This is a genomic window from Candidatus Nanosynbacter sp. TM7-075 (assembly GCF_022828255.1).
GTDB lineage: Bacteria > Patescibacteriota > Saccharimonadia > Saccharimonadales > Saccharimonadaceae > Nanosynbacter.
The window spans coordinates 25,063-45,679 of the sequence record NZ_JAJQJW010000002.1; the positions used below are offsets into that span (position 1 = coordinate 25,063).

A 20,617-nucleotide genomic window follows, 5' to 3' on the forward strand; every position below is an offset into this window, starting at 1 on the left:
TGTAGCCAGATAGTGATTTGTTATAATATAAAGTTATGAAAAATCTCGTTATTGTCGAGTCACCAGCCAAAGCTAAAACCATCGAGAAATATCTCGGCAAGGATTTTCACGTCCTGTCCAGCGTGGGACATATTCGCTCGATTGTTAAAAAGACGAAGGACGGAACGCCGCCGATTGACGTGGCTAACGATTTTTTCGCAATCTATGAAGTTGATCCTGAAAAAAAGAAAGTTATCACCGAGCTAAAGAAAAATGTCAAGGCAGTCGGCAAGGAAAATGTTTGGCTCGCAACCGATGAAGACCGCGAAGGAGAGGCTATTGCTTGGCATTTGTGCAAGGTGCTGGATCTTCCTATTGAGACGACTAAGCGAATCGTCTTTCATGAGATCACCAAAGACGCCATAACCAATGCAATTAAGAATCCGCGAACCGTGGATATGAATTTGGTTCAGGCGCAACAAGCCAGGCAAATACTTGACCGCCTGGTTGGTTTTGAGCTCAGCCCAGTCGTCTGGCAGAAAGTTCCGGGCGGCAAGTCGGCTGGCCGCGTTCAGAGTCCAGCAGTGCGATTACTAGTCGAGCGCGAACGAGAAATTATGAAGTTTGAGGGCAATTCTCAATTCAAAGTTACTGCCATTTTTATTCACGACAATCAAGAATTCAAGGCCGAGCTTAATCAAAAATTCGATACAGAAGAAGCGGCAAGCGAGTTCTTAAATAGTCTGAAATCCGCCGAATTTGTTGTTAGCGATATCTCAAAAACTCCAGGAACGCGCAATCCAGCGGCGCCATTTACCACGTCAACCTTGCAGCAGGAGGCCAACTCTAAACTCGGCTTCAGCTCCAAAGCGACCATGGCCTCGGCGCAAAAATTATACCAAGATGGAAAAATCACCTATATGCGTACCGACTCGGTGAATTTGAGCGGTCAAGCCATCGCGGCGGCTACCGATTTCATCAAGCGTCTTTACGGTCCAGATTACTCAACGGTTCGCAAGTTTAAGACCAAATCCGCGTCCGCCCAAGAAGCTCACGAAGCCATTCGCCCGACGGACATTACCCTGGAAACCGCGTCTAATAACAGCTATGACCAGAAATTGTACGACCTGATTCGACGCCGAACCTTAGCGTCGCAAATGTCGCCAGCGAAGCTAGAAAAAACGACTATTACAATCGACATCAAGGGTGAAAAATTACCAAAAAGCAAAAAGCCTACTCAGTTTGAGGCGAAGGGTGAAGTCATTACGTTTGACGGATTTTTGCGCGTTTACGGCGGCAATAAAGATGAACTCCTACCGAAGTTACAGTCTGGCGATGAAGTCAATTCTCACGATATTACGGCTCGTCAAACATTTACACGACCGCCAGCTCGCTACACCGAAGGTTCGCTAGTTAAGAAACTGGAGGAGCTTGGAATCGGACGTCCGTCAACCTACGCTACGATTATTGACACTATTCAAACTCGCGGCTACGTTGAAAAGGGCGACAGCGAAGGTCAGCCACGCGACGTGATTGTCCTGAACTATAACGGCGAGGAAGTTAGTCGAAGTATTGTCCAGGAAAAAACTGGCTCGACACGCGGCAAGCTTATTCCAACGCCAAGCGGCGAACTGATTGCCGATTTCCTGACGGACCATTTTACGCAAATTGTTGATTACGATTTTACCGCCAATGTTGAGACGGAATTTGACAAAATTGCCGGTGCCAATCTGGAAAAAAGCACAATGCTGCACGGATTTTACACGCCTTTCCATAAATTAATCGAGCAATCTGGCGGGATTGACCGAAGTAAAGTCGGCGCTAATCGCGAAGTGGGAATTGACCCGAAGACGAATAAACCGATTATTGCGCGATTTGGGCGGTTTGGTCCAATGTTGCAACTTGGCGAAACTGACGGCGACGAAAAGCCGCGTTTTGCACCGCTGCCAAAGGGCGCGAAAATTGAAACGGTAACCTTAGAGCAAGCATTGGAAATGTTCAAGTTGCCACGCATCGTCGGACAAACAGAAGACGGGCAAGATATTAAGGCGAATATTGGGCGGTTCGGTCCGTATATTCAAGTTGGCAAACTGTTCGTCTCCATTAAGCCAGAAGATCCTCACAGCATTACTTTAGAAAAAGCACGTGAACTTTACGCCGCCAAATTAGAAGCCGAAGCTGCTAAAAATATCGCCGAATTCCCAGATGGAGTTAAGGTTCTTAATGGTCGATTCGGTCCGTATATCACCAACGGCGCTAAAAATGTCAAAATCCCTAAAGCCACAGATCCAAAAACTATTACTCACGAAAAAGCTCTGGAGTTATTAAGTGCCACAACAGCGAAACCAACTCGCAAACGCGTAGTTAAAAAAGCCACCAAAACATCCGCTAAAAAGAAATAGCGTTTTCATACTATCCAATAATTCCGGATAATAAAAACTCTTCATATAATCTATTGCAAAAAACGTAAAATAAATGCTATAATTTATATCAGCAATTATGGCATTTATCTATTGACTTTTGTCAAATGCAATTGTATAATTAAAAACATATTTTCAATCAATATAACCTGTGGTGAGGCAGAGAGGATGTTTCTAGTAGCATGAGCGAGACAACAAAAACCGAGCAAAGCGCCAAATTAAATTCTGTCGTCGATACTATTATTTCTAAGATTCCGCAAGAGCGCGAGAAGGAGATTATTTCTCGACGATTTGGTTTGTATGATCGAAAAGAAACATTAGAGTTAATTGGCGATATGTTCGGCATTACTCGCGAGCGCGTTCGTCAGCTAGAAAAAGCAATCTTAACACGTCTACGTGCGGCTGTCGCCGAGGGAGAACTTCCTTCGGTTATTGCTATGGAAAAAGAGATTACTTCGAGCTTGTCTGAGATGGGACGAGTTGCGCGCATGCAAGATTTGGCGTCACACTTCCTCGGTAAAGAAGCTACTGCAATTGACCGCGCTCGTGTGGCGTTTATTTCTGAGCTGGCAGAAAACATCACGATTGTTACAGAGAATGACGATTATTACCAAGCGGCAGCAATTGACACTCTCGGCAATGAAAAGCAAATTAGAGCACGAGTCGAAGAAGTTGTAAAGACAATCAAAAAGCACGGCGAACCTGTTACCGCGGAAGAATTGCACAAAAAATTGGACTATGAACACCCTTCAAACATTGCAGCCTTGGCTACCGTTAGTAAAAAATTGGCTAGCTTAAACGATCAGTGGGGACTAGCCAAATGGCCAGCCGTTAACCCAAAGAACATCCGCGATAAAATCTACGTCGTTCTGGACACGAATGGCTCACCGATGCATTTTTCCGACATCGCCAAAGGAATTCGGGATAGCGAATTTAACCGCCGAAGCGTTACAACGCAGGCAATTCACAATGAACTTATTAAAGACAAGCGCTTTGTTCTAATCGGTCGCGGAATTTACGCGCTTGCCAGCTGGGGCTATAGCCGCGGAACTGTAGCAGATATCATTACTGATATTTTGAAGAATTCCGAAACTCCGCTTCACCGTGATGAAATTGTTCGTCAAGTCCTCGACAAACGACAAGTCAAGGAAACCACCATTCTATTAAACCTTCAATCAAAGCCACAATTCAAACGCGTCGCTAAAGCCACATACGTTTTTGAAGAAGCCGCTTAAGCTAAGTTGCAAACTTCTTTCAGAGGTGAGATAATTTACACATAATGCAGATTATTTCTTGGATCATCAGCACATTATTACAATGGTATGTTTGGATGCCAATCGTGGCAGTCCTGATGTTTTTGACATGGCGGAATTATCGGAAGATAGAAGATTTCACCCCAGTTGAGAGCGTACTTTTGGTCCTGGAAATCCCACGCACAAATGACAAGCAAGAACTTGCCGCCGAGCAGTTATTCGCTTCACTGCACGGAATTCTTCGCGACAATAAAGAATTGCGATTATCCGGCGGACACCAAGAGCACATTAGCTTTGAAATCGCCTCAGTTAATGGGCAAATTCGCTTTTACGTTTGGGTACCAAAAACCCTGCAGAGCTTTGTCGAGGGGCAGATTTATTCTCAATACCCAACTGTTCAAATTCACCAAGCCGACGAAGATTACACTGAGCACGAGCGTGACCACGAAGTTGCCTACTCGACAGAATTGACATTAACCACAGATGAATTCCTCCCGATTCGCACCTTCCAAAACTTCGAAGTCGACCCACTGGCGGGCATTACAGGCACGCTAGCAAAATTGGAAACCACCGGCGAGGAATTGTGGATTCAGGTGCTAGTCAGACCAATTCCTGACGACTGGCAAAACGCCGCAGATCGATATATCAATAGTATAAGAAACGGACGAATATTCTCCTTGCCAGGATTCGGCGGCAGTATGCAGTGGCTAATCGGCGTACTTGGCGCGTTATGGCAACCGCCAGAGCAGGGAGCAAATCAATCGACAGCCGTTGAGTTATCAGACCGCGATAAAACTCGCATTTCTGAAGCAGAGAAAAAAGCCACCAAGCTCGGGTATGAAGTGAAGATTCGCTTAGTTTATATGGGCGAAAGTCAGACAAACGCCAAACTTCGCATGCAGGCGCTCGTCGGTACATTTAAGCAGTTCAATTCAACCAATCTCAACGGATTCCACGCCGTCAAGGGTGCATTTGGTAAAGAATTTATTGATAAATATCGCAAGCGTTCGTTCATCGGCGACGGATTCATCTTAAATATAGAAGAATTGGCGTCAGTTTTTCACTTGCCACACACCAATGTTGAAACACCAAATATAGTCTGGGCGAGCTCCAAAACCGCAGAACCGCCATCCAAATTGCCAGTCTTAACCGGCGAAGACGTCAACGATGACCAAATTTCTGCCTTTGGCGTCACCAACTTCCGCGGCATCAGCCACCAATTCGGTATGTTGCGCTATGACCGCTCACGCCACGTTTACATAATCGGGCAAACGGGTGCCGGAAAAAGTGGACTATTAGAGCTCTTCGCCTTAAGCGACATTTTCCATAATCAAGGATATGCCATCATCGACCCGCACGGCGACTTCGCAATCAACAACATGAAATTTATCCCTGGCAGCCGATTAAACGACGTGATTTATTTCAATCCAGCCGACACCGCATATCCTCTGGGATTCAACCCGCTAGAAGTCACGAACCCTAACCAGAAAACCAACATTTCGTCAGAGATCATCGGCGTTTTGAAGCGTATTTTCGGCGATTCGTGGGGACCACGGCTTGAGTATATTTTGCGGTACACTATTTTGGCTTTGCTGGACCGACCAGAAGCGACGATGCTTGATATTACTCGTATGCTAACAGATAAGGAATTCCGAAAAGAAACGCTGGCTTATTGCCAAGACACTGTGGTTTTGCAATTCTGGAATGTTGAATTTGCCAGCTGGAATGACAAGTTTGTCGCCGAGGCAATTGCGCCAGTCTTAAATAAAGTCGGGGCTTTCACCGCCAATCCAATCATCCGTAATATCATCGGGCAGCCAAAATCCACGTTCAATATTCGCCAGATTATGGACGAAGGAAAGATTCTAATTGTCAATCTGTCCAAGGGTCTGATAGGCGAGGACAATGCCGCCATCCTCGGTTCGTTTTTGGTCACAAAAATCCAGCTTGCCGCTATGTCTCGAAGTGACATTCCTGACGTCCGCGACCGCCGCCCATTCTATCTCTACGTCGACGAGTTCCAGAACTTCGCCACCGATTCGTTTGCGACTATTCTGTCTGAGGCTCGAAAATATGGCCTTAACTTGACCGTTGCCAACCAATACATTTCCCAGATGAGCGACACGGTTCGCGATGCAGTTTTCGGCAACGTCGGCACTATGATTTCTTTCCGAGTTTCTGCTGACGATGCACCAATTCTTGCCAAGCAATTCGAGCCAAACTTCGAGGCAATCGATCTACTTCAAATGCACAATCGTAATTTTGTTGTCAATATGGTTATCGGCGGCGAAAAAACTCCCGCGTTTTCTGCCCGCACGCTGGAACTTCCGCCAAGCCAAGCCGACAACACGCCGCACATTATTGAACATTCGCGTCGCATGTATTCGCGAAACAGGGAAGATGTTGAGAAGGAAATTGATGCTATAATAAAGCCTGTTCGCAACCAAAAAAAGCAACCAGCCAAACCTCAACCGCAGCCCGCAAACAACACTCCAGCGGCCAATAGCCAACCGGAAAAGCAGCAACCCGCAGCAAACGATGGCGAAGTTGTTTTGCAAATTCGCGGCAATGATAACACGCCTACAGAAACTGCAATCAACACAGTTACGCCACTAGCTTCAGCCACGCCAAAAAGACGACGTCGCCGACGAAAAAAGAGCACTACCGCCGCCTAAAAACTATTCGTATCGCCACTGACGCATATCGGAATTGTAAACATCGGTGATTCGCGGAGAAACCAACGTAGAAGTCGGTCCAGATGGCACCGATATGGCGTTTTGTTTAGTCAGGAAGGTGAGCAATTTTTGGTTTTGATATCGTAGGTTTTTCGGTAATGACTGACTAGCCACGACCTCAGCTTGCGGCGCAGACATCACAAAACCCCACTCGCCAAATGACGGCACATTGACAGAAAACGCCGTCACATATCGCTCTGGATGAGATGATTTGACGGTGTTTGCCACCATATAAAAAGCATGCGGAGAGAAAAATGAAGACGTCGCTTGCGTCACCATAACCCCACGCTCCGTTAAAATATTACTGATTTGACGATATAATTGCTCGGAATACAGCTTGGCTAATTTCTCATTCGACGGGTCCACCAAATCAATCAACACAACATCATATTTATCATTGGTAGAAAAGGCGAATTGGAAAGCGTCTTGATTGACAATGGAAACACGCGGATCATGCAGAGAGCGCTGATTTATATCAGTGAGAAGATGATTAGTTTTCGCCAGATTAGTCATCACCTCATCGATATCGACCAACGTAATATGCTCAACACTGGGATATTTCAAAACATCCCGAGCCAGCAAACCATCGCCGCCGCCCATAATCAGCACGCGCTTTGGATTGGCGACTGAAGACAGAGCGGAAGTAGACAATGTTTCGTGATAACGCGCTTCGTCAAGGCTGGAAAACTGTAAATTGCGATTCAAAAACAACCTGGTGTCATTTTTATATCTCGTCAGGACAATTTTCTGATACGGCGTCTGCTGCTGCCACATCACGGGATCTTTATACGTTCGCTTGTCAATTCCGTGCTCAATTTCCGTCGCAAAAATGAAGAATCCCAAAAGCAACATTGTTGCAATAACGCTAATTGTCATAATAATTTTCGACGCTTTCATTTGCTTAAGAATCAGAACCGCAACTCCAATATTCAGCGTCGCCACCAGATACGCGCTACGCATTAAGCCAAGATACGGAAGCATAACGAGCGGGAATAATAGCGACGCAATTAATGCCCCAAAATAATCAAGCGCCAAAATCTTACTAAACAATTTCACTGACGACTTGCGTCCAAACTCCTGAAACATCTTCATTAAAAGCGGAATTTCCAGCCCAATACAAATACCGATCGCCAGACTTATGCAGGCAAAAATCAGCCAATGCGAGCGGGTAAATACAAACCCCAAATACATCAACATCACCGAATTTCCACCAATTAGCCCCAGAATAATTTCATTCGCAGCGAAGCTGGTCGCTGGATGAAGCTTGATGTAATTGACCAGCAGCGAGCCAATTCCCATACCGAACAGCGTCACGCCCGTCGCCAAGCTGAAGCTCAAAATCGAATCGCCCACCAGATATGATGCAGCCGCGCCTAAAATCAGCTCATAAATAATTCCGCCAATTGCTACCAAAATTGCTGCTGCAAATAAAGCAACTTGCTCCCGTTTTTTCGTACTTGATCGTGACATTATAACTCCTTTTATTTGCCAAGCCCGCCGCTACTGCCGCCATAAACACTGCGCGATCCGCCGTGACCTCCGCCATTACTATTGTCGGAATTGTTGTCAAAGATGAACGCAAACAAAATAATGGCGATAAATATAACAATAAATATAATCGTCGTCCAGTCAATCGGTTTAATGGTTCTGCCGAACAGCTCCTTTTGTTCTTTATCGCTCAATTGAACCTTGCGATAAGCATCGTATTCGCGATTGTTATACTTCTCAATCGTAATCAACTGACGGTTTTTCGGCGCGCCAGTATCCCTCAAAGTAGCGTACGCCATCAGTTCTTTCGGGAAAACTTGATATGTGTTTTTGCCCTTGATGTTCATAATTTCACCAATTCCAACCTCGTCAACCACCACAACATGATCCTTGCCATCCTGCTCAGAAACGGTGAATGATTGACCTTTTTCCAATTGCGTTGGGTCAATTGCCTGAGTAAAACGAATCGGCTCGTACAGAGAAACGGTTTGATCGCTGTGATCATATTCCACCCAGCTATCATAATCAGCCAGCCCGGTAATCTCCCACTCTTCCCAGTAGTAAAATCGCTTGTCTTTCTTGTCCCATTCGCGAAAAAGCAAACAGCCAACAACCCGCAGATTCGTCTTCTTACCAGTCAAAATCTGGTTAATCTTAAGTCGTGCCTTGGTTTGTTTCATATTACAATGCCATTTCTTTCATAATTATTTTTTCTGCGTCCAACACCCGCGCAACCAACTCTTTTATTTGTTGCAATTTGTCGTCATCCAGCATTTTACAAGTTGTCATCGCTATATACGCCACGCCGCTTTCCGGCCACGTATGAATCGCAATGTGCGACTCCGACAAAAGCAGGGCAGCGCTGATTCCTTGCGGAGAAAATTGATGCATCACCGATTTCAAAGAATGCAAGCCCGCCAGCTCCGTAACATTTCTTAACATTTTCTGCAGCTCATCCGCGTCATTAAGCAAAGCAGAATCAACTTCGCTCACTTTTATGGTTATAGATTGGACCGCGGCATGCATATTATAGTAATTATATCACCACTAGGGTGTCAGGAATAAAGGTGAAACGCGGGTCTTAGGGAATATCGGTATTTAGATTGTTGAGGAATTATAACCAAATAATACAGAAAAAATCCCCGAATCCCATTACCGGGATTTAAGTGGGGATTCTTCTGATTCTACTATAGCAAACACTCCTCAAAATGCCAACGATCAAATAGCCTGTAAATTTCTTAGAAGACAGACAATACGGCGAAATACTCTCTATGAGGGCAACATAAGAAAAGCCCCTGTGACGCCAGGGGAACTTATCGAACCTGGTTATAACACAGAGGCTTCCGGTCGTAATATAGCACGAGAAGCCCAAAATATCAACGATGAGAATGATCACGCCACAATAAGAAAATCCCCCATGGAGCCAGCAGGGATGAACCCGTCAGCTGAGTTACACCATCTAGGGGATTCTCATGCGGATAGTGTAACAAATAATATAACAGGGCGCAATACTCTTTATGAAGGTAATGTGCGAAGCCAAGAAAAAAGCCACCCAGGTGACCTTAATGGTGCGCCCCGTGGACAAGCCGAACGGGGACTGGGCGACTTTTCTAATGAAAATATAGCACGAGAAGTTCAGAGTGTCAATGAGGTAGATAAATTAGGCAATGTGTTAGCTTATGATATTTCAGACATAAGAAAATCGACTGGGCGCGGACTCGATGGTTCCGCTATTAGCGCAGATGCGCTTGACCAGTCGATTGACAACTCTAGTATACCAAACAATCCTCAAGATGTCAATGACGAGAACAGCCACATTACATACTCCATGGAGTAGACAAAGGCGAACCAGTACACTACCAAGAAGAACGAATTAAAGAGTTCATGGAACCGTGCAGAAAGTCAATTCAACGACCAGACACGCCGAAACCTGCACCGCAACCAGTACAACAGCAATCACACTATCGTGTTGGCGCAATCTGTCGTGACGGTTGGCAATCACATGCTACTGGAAGAGGAGCATGTTCACATCATGGTGGAGTAAGCGAGTGGCTGTATGAGTGATTGGCACGTGTGGTTTTTCTATGGCACCGCTGCATTTATTTCTGTATATTCAGTCATAACCTGGAAACAAATAATGTGGCTATATACGCTGGCGTCACCATATGGAGTTGATGATAACGATGTTGCTATAAAGATGTTTTCATGGAGCGCTCTGCGTCAGTTGGCTGCTAGTACCTTTTCCATACCGGCATTCATTTTGCTTGGTCAAAAATGTATAAGTAGTATTCCAATAGAGTTTGTTACTGTTCCATTTACTTTAGTTATTGCTACAGTAATATATACACTTGTATGTAGCTATTCGGCACCAGAAAAAGCATTTTATAGGCTCAAAAAGTATGGATACTTAGCGGAGGATGCAACTGGTAATGGGGGATGGATAGAATTTACCATTAGCCATTTTATGCAATATACCTATGGGATGGTCCTATCCCTTATCGGCATTATTGCAGCGTCTATATTTCTTCTGTATATAGCGTTATTCTAGCGTGCTACACAAAAATGCTGTACAACGACTTTGCCGTCCCCGACGCCAATACCAGTATAGGTGTACTTGGGGTCGAGCATGGCAGCTTTGTGCGGCGGTGAACTAAGCCACCAATCTATAGATTGCTTTGTATCTGTTCCGCTATCGTTCCAAGTCAAGTTTTCGCTGGCGTTCGTGCAAGCGACAACTTGAAGTCTCCTCATTTCTTCTGTAAGCGGTTGGTTCGTGTCTGGCATGTAGTGTCCGCGATAATTCCTAGCTATCATGTCGTCGGCTTTCATTTGAGCGGTCTTAGATAAGTTTGGGTGCAGTTTTAATGGTGCAACGCCGACTTTGGCTCGTTCAGTATTGACGGCGTTCAGTATTGACAGCTCTGTCGGCGGTTCTATCTTTTTGCTATTAGATAATTTGTTGGGATTTTGAAACGAAGGCGATTCTACGACAGGAGTTGTCTTTGTTATCTCTGTATTACGTTGAGCAACAAATAAATAGGCAGCAACTGCGCCAACGACTACTGCGATGCTAACAAAAATGACAAGAATAAATTTAGTCTTTTTCACGCCGACAGTATAACTGAAATCATCAGATTTGTCAATAACACTCCAAGTTACAAAAAGGAGTGTTATTCTTATGCAAGGAAATGAATCATATCGTCAGTACCTTCAATATCACGCAAACAATCACCCGTCAGCAACCAAACGAGCAGAAGCTCAAGCCCTTCTTAATGTTACTGGAGATGACGGTGGACTTAACGGCTACTTCCTGATGGGTAACGGCACTAACAATAAAGGTCAAACTGTCGGAGAACAAAAGTCAAACGGTTACACTGCATCATCCCTTAACCGTTCAGTCAATCCATGGTGGATGAATTCATATGCTAGTTGGCGAGACAGGTACAACAAAAAAACAGGCCTACCGCCTGAATCTTTTGCAGAAACATTTTAGCTAATGCTTTATTTTAACCTGTAGTGTTATATTGAAGTACCGAAACGGTACAGTAGAAGTATATACGACTAAAGCAATATTGTAAACCCCAAAAGTAAACGATATACTGAGAATAATTAAACAAGGATATCACACAATGAAACAATCATATTCTATAGGTCTAGACATCGGCACAGGTAGCGTAGGATGGGCAGTCATCAACGAAGATTTCAGTCTGCGCAGACATAAACATCAGAACATGTGGGGAGCAAATTTATTTAATGAAGCTCAAAAGGCTGAACTAAGACGCTCATTCCGCTCATCACGTAGAAGGCTCGCCAGAAGAAAGAGACGTATCACGCTATTGCAGCAAATATTCAACAATGAAATCTGCAACGTCGATCCCAATTTCTATCTACGTCTGACAGAATCCATGCTCTATATAGATGACAAAAGCTCGTCCTTAGATCTTGACGCCAACATATTATTCTCGGATCACACATTTACAGATAAGACGTATAGGGAAAAATATCCGACAATTTACCACTTGCGCAGCGAACTATTTCACAACCCAGAAAAACAAGATATTCGCTTAATTTATTTGGCATTACATCACATTATTAAATATCGCGGCAATTTCTTAATCGAAGGAGGAGTAGATGGCGTAATTTCGTCATTCGATAGCCAAAACTTGCAAAAATTCATGGAATTTATTGGAGCTGGCGATAAAGAAGCTAAGCAGATTAAGTCCATCTTGCTAAACCAATCTCAAACGCGAAGCGCTCGAAAATCAAGTATAATTCAGCTGTTACAGCCTTCTGCTGACAGTAAAAACATTATAAGCGAAGCTGTTGGCGCAGCAATTGGGCTAAAATGGAATGCGGAGAAATTGTTTGACGATAAATCCCTTGAAATAAAAGGAGAATTTTCTGATAAGAATTACGAAGATCAACGAGACGACATAGCCGCAGCAATCGGCGACGATCGATATGAGTTGATAGAAACCTTAGAATCGGTCTATCAATGGACAATTTTCAGTCAGTTTATCAGGAAAGATAGCTGCCTGTCTGACATCATGGTCGAAAAGTATGACGCTTATCGTCAGGATTTATCAGACCTCAAAGGGCTATTCCGAGATTTTCTCTCTAAAAAAGAATATAAATCATTTTTTCACGGAGATGCTTCAAAATTTGATCTATACAACAGGCACAAGATTGACGCAGATGATTTATATAAATCAATTAAAAAGCACTTAGGCGAATCGGCTAAAGATGATGCACGATATCAAAGATTTGAAAAACGGGCAGAATTGGGTGAATTTCTATCCAGACAGCGAATACGCGACAATGGCGCCATACCACACCAAATTCATCAATACGAGCTTGAGAAAATTATCGACAACCAATCAGCTCATTATCCATTCTTGGCGCAAAATCGTGATAAGATTATTAGCATTTTCACATTTAAATTGCCGTATTACATCGGACCATTAAAAACGGGTGGCGATTTTGCCTGGTCAATCAAAAAGAAAGATGGCGTAATTTATCCGTGGAATTTTAATGAAATCATAGACGACGAAGCTTCAGCTGAAAAATTTATCGAGAGAATGCGCAACAAGTGTACATACTTACCAGATAAAGATGTGCTTCCTAAGAATTCATTACTTTATCAAGAATATGAGTGTCGAAATGAACTAAAAAATGTAACAGTTAACGGGAAAAGGTTAAGTCCAGATATCCAAAATCGCATAATTGACGAGCTATTCACGAAAGAATATTCCGTTAACTATAAAAAGCTTGCAAAATACCTTTACGATAATCAAATATACGACACTAGTTCGCTAGTTATTTCCGGAACAGCCGACGATAAATCTTTCATGTCGTCACGAAAATCGTACATAGATTTTACTAAGAAAATTGGGATTGAAATCACGCCAGAAAACAAAGCGGCAATTGAGGAAATAACAAAATGGATAACCCTGTTTGAAGACAAGAAAATCCTGTCAAAAAAACTACAAAAATATAGTGACATTTTTAGTAAAGACCAGATTGATAGTATTTTGAAGCTAAAATATACAGGCTGGGGAAGACTATCCAGTGAATTGCTTGACGGAATTGCGGCGCACACTCGTTACGGAAAAATGACAGTTATTGAAGTAATGCGTCAATGTTCTGATAATTTTATGCAAATTATCCAAAGCGACCGATATGAATTCAAAAAAATCATAGAAGACGCTCTTCTGAAAGATACCACCCCAGAAATCACTTATGATGATATTAAAAATCTCGCAGCCTCGCCGGGAATTAAGCGCGCCCTCTGGCGAAGCATTCGGATTATAGATGAAATTGTCGATACGATCGGCTATAGTCCAAAATTGATTAGCATTGAGATGGCGCGAGGCGAAGAGGAAAAAGTCAGAACAAAAAATCGATATTCTCAACTAGAAAAGATGTATAAAGAATTATACGGAAAAGAATATAATAAATCTGATATAAAGCCTCAACTAGAAAATTATAAAGATTGCCTTGATAAGAAAAAATATTACCTGTATTTCTTACAAAATGGCAAATCTGCATACTCGGGTAAAAAACTAGACATTGAAAATGGACTTAAAGATTGCGAAATCGATCATATTTTGCCACGCTCATTGACAAAGGACGACTCTCTAGACAACACCGTCTTGGTATTGCGAGAAGAAAACCAGCTAAAGCTTGACGATTACCCAATATCACCCGATGTTCAAAAAAAGATGTTACCAATCTGGATGTCTTTAAAAAACGCCAAGTTTATGTCGCAGCTTAAGTTTCAGCGATTAACTAGCCAGAAACAACTATCAGACGACCAAATCTATGGTTTCATTAATCGCCAATTAGTTGAGACACGACAAATCTCCAAGCACCTGGCTAGAATGCTAACCGAAAAATACAAAGACTCATCAACAGAGGTGTTTACTATTCGCGCTGGCATGAGTTCCGAATATCGCCGCATTCACGACTTACCAAAATGCCGCGAAGTAAATGACCTCCACCACGCAAAAGATGCCTACTTAGCAGCAACTCTAGCCCAGTACGTAAAAGTCCGCTATCCGAAGCTTGACAAAGAGTTTATCTACGGAGAATATAAGAAATTTAAATCCGACAAAAAGAAAAATAACAGGAAATACGGCAGCTTCATCTTATCGTCAATGAAATATGACTTTACCAACACAAATACCGGTGAAATTGTCTGGCAGGGTAAATCATCCTGCGAAGTCATTGATAAAACGATGAAATACAATGACTGCTTGATTACGAGAAAAACCGAGATTGGTGATAATCAATTCTATGATCAAACCGTCTACAGTAAAAACTCAGGCAAGAAGATGACAGCAAGAAAAGCTCACCTACCAGTCAATAGATACGGTGGATACTCTGGCAAAAAAGCAGCTTACTTTGTGATGATCAATTATTTTAAGCAGTCAAACAAAAAAGAATCTCCCGTAACTGAGATAATCAGCATTCCGACGCAAATATACACCTTAGAGAAGACTCACCCAGGATCGATAGATAAATATATCCAAGATAATTATAAAGATGCCGTAGTGCTTCTACCAAAAGTACCAATCAACCAAAAAATTGAGTATGATGGTAACGAGCAATTTATAGTTGGCAGTAGCGAAGTTACCAACGCCAAACAATTAAAACTTCCTTACGATATCGAATATGCCATTGCAATAGCACTAAAGCGCGGAATTCCACGCGTTACGATTTCAGAAGAACAAGCCGACGAAGATGATAAATTACGCGACAAACGCAATAGACAAATCGAAAAAAGAGCTAAGGTTATTGATGGAATAAATCGCTTTTGGAAAGTTTACTCTGATAAGCTCGCTAATCAATATCAACAATTCGGAAAGGCAGGGGATAATGCTCGCAATGCAGCACCAGAATATGACAAACTATCAATAGACGACAAAATAGAGGTTATTAAACTAGTTCTGGTGGCTACGAGCGCTGGATCTGGTCGCGTAGACATGAAAGGTAGCGAGAAGAATCCTAAATTCCCAGAGTTAGGTCTACCGAATTCATTTGGTCGCATGTCAGGAAAGGCTATAGACCCCCTCAATGTTACCTTCGTCTACGAGTCTATAACTGGCTTGCACTGTCGAAAGCTAAACGGAAAATCATTAGGGCATAAGCGTTAAGCTATGTCTTGGCGAACTGTAATCGTCAAAAATCGCTGTAAATTAAGCTATAAAAATGATTATATGCTTATTACTAGCGACGACAATGAAAAAACACTCCACATAAGTGAAATTGGCACTTTAATAATTGAAAATACCGCTGTTAATCTGACGGCTTATCTACTGTGCGAATTATCTCGCTATAAAGTCAAAGTGATATTCTGCGATCATCAGCGTAATCCGTATGGAGAGATAATTCCTTATTACGGATCTCACAATGTAAGCAAACAGATGTCAAAGCAAAGCCAGTGGTCGCAATCGACCAAAAATAACTTATGGAAAACAATCGTTACTCAAAAGATAATTAAGCAAGCCCAAACGATCTATAGAGAAACTGGCAATAGTTCCGCTTGCGAAGCACTAATGAACTTCGCCGCGAACGTATCTCCCGGAGATCTCACCAATAGGGAAGCTCATGCAGCCAAGCTCTACTTCAAAGAATTGTTTGGTCCAAAATTTTCACGAGACAGCTCTAATGATATAAATGCGGCATTAAATTATGGCTACGCCATTCTTCTGTCTGCCTTCAATCGAGAGATCACGGCTGCTGGATATTCAACAACTATAGGCGTCAATCACTGTAATGAATACAACCCGTTCAATCTTACTTGCGACCTCATGGAGTCATTCAGACCTATAGTCGACAGCGAAGTTTACAAATGCCGCAATTTTACATTTGACGACTTCTTTAAGAGTAGGCTGATTGAAATTCTTAACCATAAAGTTGTTATCCTCGGCAAAGAACAGTTCCTATCAAACGCTATCAGTATCTACGTGAAGCTATTTTTCAGGACAATGGAAACAGGGGACGACGAGCTACCTGAATATGAATTAATATAACTATGAGAGTACGCTATATGAGAATGATTATATTCTTCGACTTACCAATGACCAATGCTAACGAGCGCAAAACATACGCCACTTTTCGCAAAAGACTCACCCAAGAAGGATTTGTTATGATGCAGCAATCTGTTTACACTAAACTGGTGCTCAATTCCACAAATGAAAAATCAACTCATGACAGAATCAAAAAAATAATACCAGAAAACGGTATAGTTCAATTATTGACCGTAACCGAAAATCAATTCGCATCAATGGAATATCTGGCTGGAAAATATGATGAATTATCAATTCAAAATACAGACAGGACAGTAATTTTATGAGGATTAAAATTTCAGGATTCGACAATGCAGTATCGATACCAGAGAGTGGGGGAATTGCGACACTAGCCATCCACAATGATTTGTTTTTTAGAAAAATTATAGAAAATATACTTGATTCATACACAAAAAGAGAAGAGAATAATCGCATTGTAATTTGCGATGACAACTGTAATCCACTAGACATAACAAAAGACTCGCTAATAATTACTGACATATATTCATACGACTTATCCAGCCGAACTATTACTGCGGCGTTATATAAAAACATTCAGGATAACAGCGATATAGATCAGACAAAAATAGAGCAAATAGAATCGAGCATATTTGACATCCTTGATAACATAAATATCGATTTCTCACAAAATTTGAGTTACCAATCGACCATTTCCATGAATGATATCTTAAAGATGGCGCACGTGGGGCTGGAGGTAAATTTAAGGAATAACTATATTGATAGACTTTATGGTATCATAGATTCAGCGCAACAATTACTGTCAAAACAGCTAGTAGTTTTGGTCAATCAGCGCCAATTATTATCGCATAGTGAGTTGCGGGCTCTTTTACAATACGTAGAAGATAATCATTTTTCAGTACTTTTTATTGAAAAAATCTGTAAAGACAAATTAGACAGCGAAGGACTTTTGTCCATAGATGACGATTTTTATGATTTTAGTACTAATTCACGATAATATCAAGTAAGCGCTACCGCGTTTACCTCTGTAAAACCGCACATATGAGGTTTTACAGTAGTGTTATATTGAATAGTACTGAAACATTCGCCGCGCTTTCCTCCCCGTAAAACGTGTTTTACAGTAGTGTTATATTGAATAGTACTGAAACTATCGCGCCCGTCCAAATGGAAATCCAAGAGTTTTACAGTAGTGTTATATTGAATAGTACTGAAACAATAATTACAATCTAAACAAGGAGAACGAAGGTTTTACAGTAGTGTTATATTGAATAGTACTGAAACCAAGCGAGGGCGTGAACATCGAGCCAATTAGTTTTACAGTAGTGTTATATTGAATAGTACTGAAACCCCTGTTTTTGGCTATGTTGCCAGTTAGCAGTTTTACAGTAGTGTTATATTGAATAGTACTGAAACAAGAAGATGGAAAAGGTGAGATTGTAGTAGGTTTTACAGTAGTGTTATATTGAATAGTACTGAAACGAAATAAAAGAACCGACAAACAGTAGTAACGTTTTACAGTAGTGTTATATTGAATAGTACTGAAACATTACTTACGGTGAAGATACTATTACTGTCGTTTTACAGTAGTGTTATATTGAATAGTACTGAAACTAAAAATACTATAGTAGGCTTTCGGCCGTCGTTTTACAGTAGTGTTATATTGAATAGTACTGAAACGCGATGGCGCCCACTGTGATTTAACCGTGCGTTTTACAGTAGTGTTATATTGAATAGTACTGAAACATGGCGTTGACCGTAGCGTGGCGGTTGACTGTTTTACAGTAGTGTTATATTGAATAGTACTGAAACTGTCGGTTCGCGCGTGTATATCGGTCGTCAGTTTTACAGTAGTGTTATATTGAATAGTACTGAAACGTGTTGAATTCCGTTCGCATATGTAGATAAGTTTTACAGTAGTGTTATATTGAATAGTACTGAAACACATAATGCAAGCGTTTTACATACATTTTAGTTTTACAGTAGTGTTATATTGAATAGTACTGAAACTCTTTGACGGTGATGACCACATCAAAGTCGGTTTTACAGTAGTGTTATATTATATCTAAATTGTTAGGGAACTATAACCAAAGGCGATATTATTGATTTTTCAATGATGGTTGTAGTAATATGGCAGTGTAAGACAGTAGCGCCCCTCTTATGTTAGAGCAACGCGGGCTGTCTTATTTTATTTCGACTGATGTATTACCCTTAAACACCACCAGAACTGTATAAATGTCTAAATTATTAGAGAACTACTGACATCATAATAATATGTTGACCTACTCCGCCTCTTGAAGACGGTTGCATGAAGACATCTCAAAAAAGGGGTGTCTTTTTTGACGGCTTCGAAAAAAATAATAAATACACTCCAAATACAAACTTAATCGCTGAATCAATATATGCTATCACTTCTAAAGGTATAGCAATAAAAATATATCCTACAAAAACATTAATGGCGCAAATAAGACCCAGATATATCATTGATTTTCCGTGTACAAAATAATACGGGAAAAAATGCAGTGCGGTTGCCATCAGCGCTCCCAGCCAAATCAATCTCCAATTTTCAGTCGCAAAGAATGGTCCACCCAGCAAAACCATCAAGATAAATAATAAAATAACGGCATATAAAGATACTTTCTTTTGAAATTCACTTGAAGAGCCGTCAGATAGCCTATTTAGCACCTTTTTATTCATGTTGATTGAGAAAAAACTAATAACATATCCAATGCTAAATACTTGCATATTTATTATTTGTTTTCCTCCTATTAGAGTAGCTATTGAAATAATCGCCGCTATTACAATTAGCCACAATCCACACGCTCTCTTATAATTAAATTCCAACTTTTCATCTTTATTATAATTTAAAAAAGCCATAAATATCTCCGATAAAATTATCACTCTTATTATATCACCGCAACGATAAAACCTAAAAATCGTAAGCATTTATTATCAACATATGATAAACTAATCTCATGGAAACGCTTATGTTTATAGCTATAGTAGCCGCCGCAATTATTTTTCTAGCAATCAAAGCAAGGCAGGGGACTGACAGCGACACAAGCCCAATTAAAACCCCAATAAAGAAAGAGTATGTATATATCAAAAAATCTTGTGCAATGACGCCAAGCGAATTATCGTTTTACAAAACACTACACGAAGCAATAAACGGATGTGTAATTATACCTCAGGCTCATTTAAGTATGTTTTTAGACCATGAGATAAAAGGGCAAAACTGGAAGGCGGCTTTCGCGAGAATAAACGGCAAATCTGTAGATTTTCTAATTTGCACCAATGATATGAAGCCTCTCATAGCTATTGAGCTTGATGATAATACTCACAATCAGCCTGATCGGAAAACGCGCGACGATTTTGTCAATTCAATTATAGCCAATACTAATATGCCCCTACTGCGATTTAAGGCGGGCGAATGGAACAGTGAAATAATTAAGCACAGAATCACCCAAGCTCTTTCGCAAAACTAGCAATTAAAGAACAATAGAACAAAATACGAACTAATTATTAGTCATTTTTAAGCGTACATAAAGCCGAATCCGGCTGAGTATTTATATTGATAAATTTTGCGCGATACAAACATAAATTATAAAATCCGAGCCAATGCAGATAAACCAACGTACAGCATAAAACGCACCAAGCCGACAAATAGGGCGGTTTATAAAACAATAAATGACAAGTAGGTTGATTTGGTAAAAATGAGATAAATTTATCGCGAAGAAAGACGATGGAATAGTCGTGTTTTAGATATAGTTTTAATGTCGCACAATGTACCTTTTACGCAATAATAAATACGTCACAAAGATGAATAATAATATGTCTACATGTATTCGCCAACACCTTATAAAACGAACTTTTCTGATAATTCGGCTAGGGGATTCTCTATTATATACAACCTCATAAAACATACCGTCTTTTATAAAAAATATACACCAAACAAAATACGAACTTAAAAAATATTTTTTAATTCCAGCACTACACATACCGGAGTGCTACATTGATATTTTTACATCAATATAAACTCTGAGTATGCGCGCCGTAAGCTCGTTAAGTTTTCCACAACGCATTTTATATTTATTTGACATTTTTATATTTTTATTGCCCTACTCCCCTAGTTTATCATTTTGCGATTATTTGACTTTTGCATATTTTTATATTGTTATATATATTTTCTACGCCAT

17 protein-coding genes and 1 CRISPR repeat array are annotated in these 20,617 nt (G+C 41.2%); of the genes, 12 read left to right on the top strand and 5 right to left on the bottom strand.

All coding sequences use genetic code 11. From position 1 onward, the window contains the following. The first annotated feature begins 35 nt into the window (after positions 1–35). The 3 genes from topA to LRM42_RS01680 all read left to right on the top strand — a co-directional run bounded on the left by topA (position 36) and on the right by LRM42_RS01680 (position 6,327). Positions 36–2,381 carry a type I DNA topoisomerase gene (topA, locus tag LRM42_RS01670; RefSeq protein WP_243816503.1) on the top strand — a complete coding sequence of 782 codons (2,346 nt, stop codon included), beginning with the start codon at positions 36–38 and terminating at the stop codon, positions 2,379–2,381. 200 nt (positions 2,382–2,581) lie between these two features. Next, positions 2,582–3,634: a sigma factor-like helix-turn-helix DNA-binding protein gene (locus LRM42_RS01675; RefSeq protein ID WP_243816504.1), complete on the top strand. Its 1,053-nt coding sequence runs from the start codon at positions 2,582–2,584 to the stop codon at positions 3,632–3,634. 44 nt (positions 3,635–3,678) lie between these two features. After that, positions 3,679–6,327: a type IV secretory system conjugative DNA transfer family protein gene (locus tag LRM42_RS01680; protein ID WP_243816505.1), complete on the top strand. Its 2,649-nt coding sequence runs from the start codon at positions 3,679–3,681 to the stop codon at positions 6,325–6,327. A gap of 3 nt (positions 6,328–6,330) precedes the next feature. Here LRM42_RS01680 and LRM42_RS01685 read toward each other — a convergent pair whose 3' ends face one another. From LRM42_RS01685 to speD, 3 genes are read right to left on the bottom strand one after another with little or no spacing between them, the layout of a single operon-like run. Then, complete coding sequence (locus LRM42_RS01685) at positions 6,331–7,857, bottom strand: polyamine aminopropyltransferase (protein ID WP_243816506.1); 1,527 nt, start codon at positions 7,855–7,857, stop codon at positions 6,331–6,333. An 11-nt stretch (positions 7,858–7,868) separates the two neighbouring features. Further along, on the bottom strand, positions 7,869–8,555 hold the full coding sequence (locus LRM42_RS01690) for a hypothetical protein (RefSeq protein WP_243816507.1): 687 nt from the start codon (positions 8,553–8,555) through the stop codon (positions 7,869–7,871). A 1-nt stretch (position 8,556) separates the two neighbouring features. Continuing rightward, a complete protein-coding gene (gene speD, locus LRM42_RS01695; RefSeq protein ID WP_243816508.1) occupies positions 8,557–8,901 on the bottom strand; it encodes an adenosylmethionine decarboxylase in 345 nt (114 codons plus the stop codon). A gap of 502 nt (positions 8,902–9,403) precedes the next feature. Between speD and LRM42_RS01700 the strand changes: the two genes are divergently transcribed. From LRM42_RS01700 to LRM42_RS01705, 3 genes are read left to right on the top strand one after another with little or no spacing between them, the layout of a single operon-like run. Beyond that, the gene (locus LRM42_RS01700; RefSeq protein ID WP_243816509.1) at positions 9,404–9,712 is read left to right on the top strand and encodes a hypothetical protein; all 309 of its coding nucleotides are present in this window, start codon (positions 9,404–9,406) and stop codon (positions 9,710–9,712) included. Between the two features lie 47 nt (positions 9,713–9,759). Further along, positions 9,760–9,939 carry a DUF3761 domain-containing protein gene (locus LRM42_RS03995; protein ID WP_488192302.1) on the top strand — a complete coding sequence of 60 codons (180 nt, stop codon included), beginning with the start codon at positions 9,760–9,762 and terminating at the stop codon, positions 9,937–9,939. Beyond that, entirely contained in the window at positions 9,932–10,423 is a 492-nt protein-coding gene (locus LRM42_RS01705; RefSeq protein WP_243816510.1) for a hypothetical protein, read from the top strand. Before LRM42_RS03995 ends, LRM42_RS01705 begins: the two co-directional genes overlap by 8 nt. On the opposite strand, the gene LRM42_RS03960 is transcribed toward LRM42_RS01705, so the two are convergent. Further along, positions 10,420–10,983: a CAP domain-containing protein gene (locus LRM42_RS03960; protein WP_243816511.1), complete on the bottom strand. Its 564-nt coding sequence runs from the start codon at positions 10,981–10,983 to the stop codon at positions 10,420–10,422. The two genes, LRM42_RS01705 and LRM42_RS03960, sit on opposite strands and share 4 nt — an antisense overlap. A gap of 70 nt (positions 10,984–11,053) precedes the next feature. Here LRM42_RS03960 and LRM42_RS01715 point away from each other — a divergent pair, with 70 nt between their 5' ends. The 5 genes from LRM42_RS01715 (at position 11,054) to csn2 (ending at position 17,421) form a co-directional block, all read left to right on the top strand. Further along, positions 11,054–11,368: a hypothetical protein gene (locus tag LRM42_RS01715; RefSeq protein WP_243816512.1), complete on the top strand. Its 315-nt coding sequence runs from the start codon at positions 11,054–11,056 to the stop codon at positions 11,366–11,368. A 136-nt stretch (positions 11,369–11,504) separates the two neighbouring features. Further along, positions 11,505–15,530, top strand: a complete 4,026-nt coding sequence (cas9, locus tag LRM42_RS01720) for a type II CRISPR RNA-guided endonuclease Cas9 (RefSeq protein WP_243816513.1) — start codon at positions 11,505–11,507, stop codon at positions 15,528–15,530. Positions 15,531–15,533: 3 nt separating this feature from the next. After that, on the top strand, positions 15,534–16,409 hold the full coding sequence (gene cas1 / locus LRM42_RS01725) for a type II CRISPR-associated endonuclease Cas1 (protein WP_243816514.1): 876 nt from the start codon (positions 15,534–15,536) through the stop codon (positions 16,407–16,409). A gap of 17 nt (positions 16,410–16,426) precedes the next feature. Further along, positions 16,427–16,732, top strand: a complete 306-nt coding sequence (gene cas2 / locus LRM42_RS01730; RefSeq protein ID WP_243816515.1) for a CRISPR-associated endonuclease Cas2 — start codon at positions 16,427–16,429, stop codon at positions 16,730–16,732. Further along, on the top strand, positions 16,729–17,421 hold the full coding sequence (csn2, locus tag LRM42_RS01735) for a type II-A CRISPR-associated protein Csn2 (protein WP_243816516.1): 693 nt from the start codon (positions 16,729–16,731) through the stop codon (positions 17,419–17,421). Before cas2 ends, csn2 begins: the two co-directional genes overlap by 4 nt. Before the next feature lie 49 nt (positions 17,422–17,470). Further along, a CRISPR array of direct repeats spans positions 17,471–18,431; the repeat unit is 36 nt; unit sequence GTTTTACAGTAGTGTTATATTGAATAGTACTGAAAC. A gap of 309 nt (positions 18,432–18,740) precedes the next feature. Here csn2 and LRM42_RS01740 read toward each other — a convergent pair. Next, positions 18,741–19,298 carry a DUF6609 family protein gene (locus LRM42_RS01740; protein WP_243816517.1) on the bottom strand — a complete coding sequence of 186 codons (558 nt, stop codon included), beginning with the start codon at positions 19,296–19,298 and terminating at the stop codon, positions 18,741–18,743. A 98-nt stretch (positions 19,299–19,396) separates the two neighbouring features. Between LRM42_RS01740 and LRM42_RS01745 the strand changes: the two genes are divergently transcribed. After that, positions 19,397–19,906 carry a DUF2726 domain-containing protein gene (locus tag LRM42_RS01745; protein WP_243816518.1) on the top strand — a complete coding sequence of 170 codons (510 nt, stop codon included), beginning with the start codon at positions 19,397–19,399 and terminating at the stop codon, positions 19,904–19,906. Positions 19,907–20,617 lie beyond the last annotated feature (711 nt).

What these genes read in the sequence shown, in the direction of transcription:
- topA (WP_243816503.1), top strand. Translation starts at nt 36, where the DNA reads ATGAAAAATCTCGTTATTGTCGAGTCACCAGCCAAAGCTAAAACCATC.
- LRM42_RS01675 (WP_243816504.1), top strand. Translation starts at nt 2,582, where the DNA reads ATGAGCGAGACAACAAAAACCGAGCAAAGCGCCAAATTAAATTCTGTC.
- LRM42_RS01680 (WP_243816505.1), top strand. Translation starts at nt 3,679, where the DNA reads ATGCAGATTATTTCTTGGATCATCAGCACATTATTACAATGGTATGTT.
- LRM42_RS01685 (WP_243816506.1), bottom strand. Translation starts at nt 7,857, where the DNA reads ATGTCACGATCAAGTACGAAAAAACGGGAGCAAGTTGCTTTATTTGCA.
- LRM42_RS01690 (WP_243816507.1), bottom strand. Translation starts at nt 8,555, where the DNA reads ATGAAACAAACCAAGGCACGACTTAAGATTAACCAGATTTTGACTGGT.
- speD (WP_243816508.1), bottom strand. Translation starts at nt 8,901, where the DNA reads ATGCATGCCGCGGTCCAATCTATAACCATAAAAGTGAGCGAAGTTGAT.
- LRM42_RS03995 (WP_488192302.1), top strand. Translation starts at nt 9,760, where the DNA reads ATGGAACCGTGCAGAAAGTCAATTCAACGACCAGACACGCCGAAACCT.
- LRM42_RS01705 (WP_243816510.1), top strand. Translation starts at nt 9,932, where the DNA reads ATGAGTGATTGGCACGTGTGGTTTTTCTATGGCACCGCTGCATTTATT.
- LRM42_RS01715 (WP_243816512.1), top strand. Translation starts at nt 11,054, where the DNA reads ATGCAAGGAAATGAATCATATCGTCAGTACCTTCAATATCACGCAAAC.
- cas9 (WP_243816513.1), top strand. Translation starts at nt 11,505, where the DNA reads ATGAAACAATCATATTCTATAGGTCTAGACATCGGCACAGGTAGCGTA.
- cas1 (WP_243816514.1), top strand. Translation starts at nt 15,534, where the DNA reads ATGTCTTGGCGAACTGTAATCGTCAAAAATCGCTGTAAATTAAGCTAT.
- cas2 (WP_243816515.1), top strand. Translation starts at nt 16,427, where the DNA reads ATGAGAATGATTATATTCTTCGACTTACCAATGACCAATGCTAACGAG.
- csn2 (WP_243816516.1), top strand. Translation starts at nt 16,729, where the DNA reads ATGAGGATTAAAATTTCAGGATTCGACAATGCAGTATCGATACCAGAG.
- LRM42_RS01740 (WP_243816517.1), bottom strand. Translation starts at nt 19,298, where the DNA reads ATGGCTTTTTTAAATTATAATAAAGATGAAAAGTTGGAATTTAATTAT.
- LRM42_RS01745 (WP_243816518.1), top strand. Translation starts at nt 19,397, where the DNA reads ATGGAAACGCTTATGTTTATAGCTATAGTAGCCGCCGCAATTATTTTT.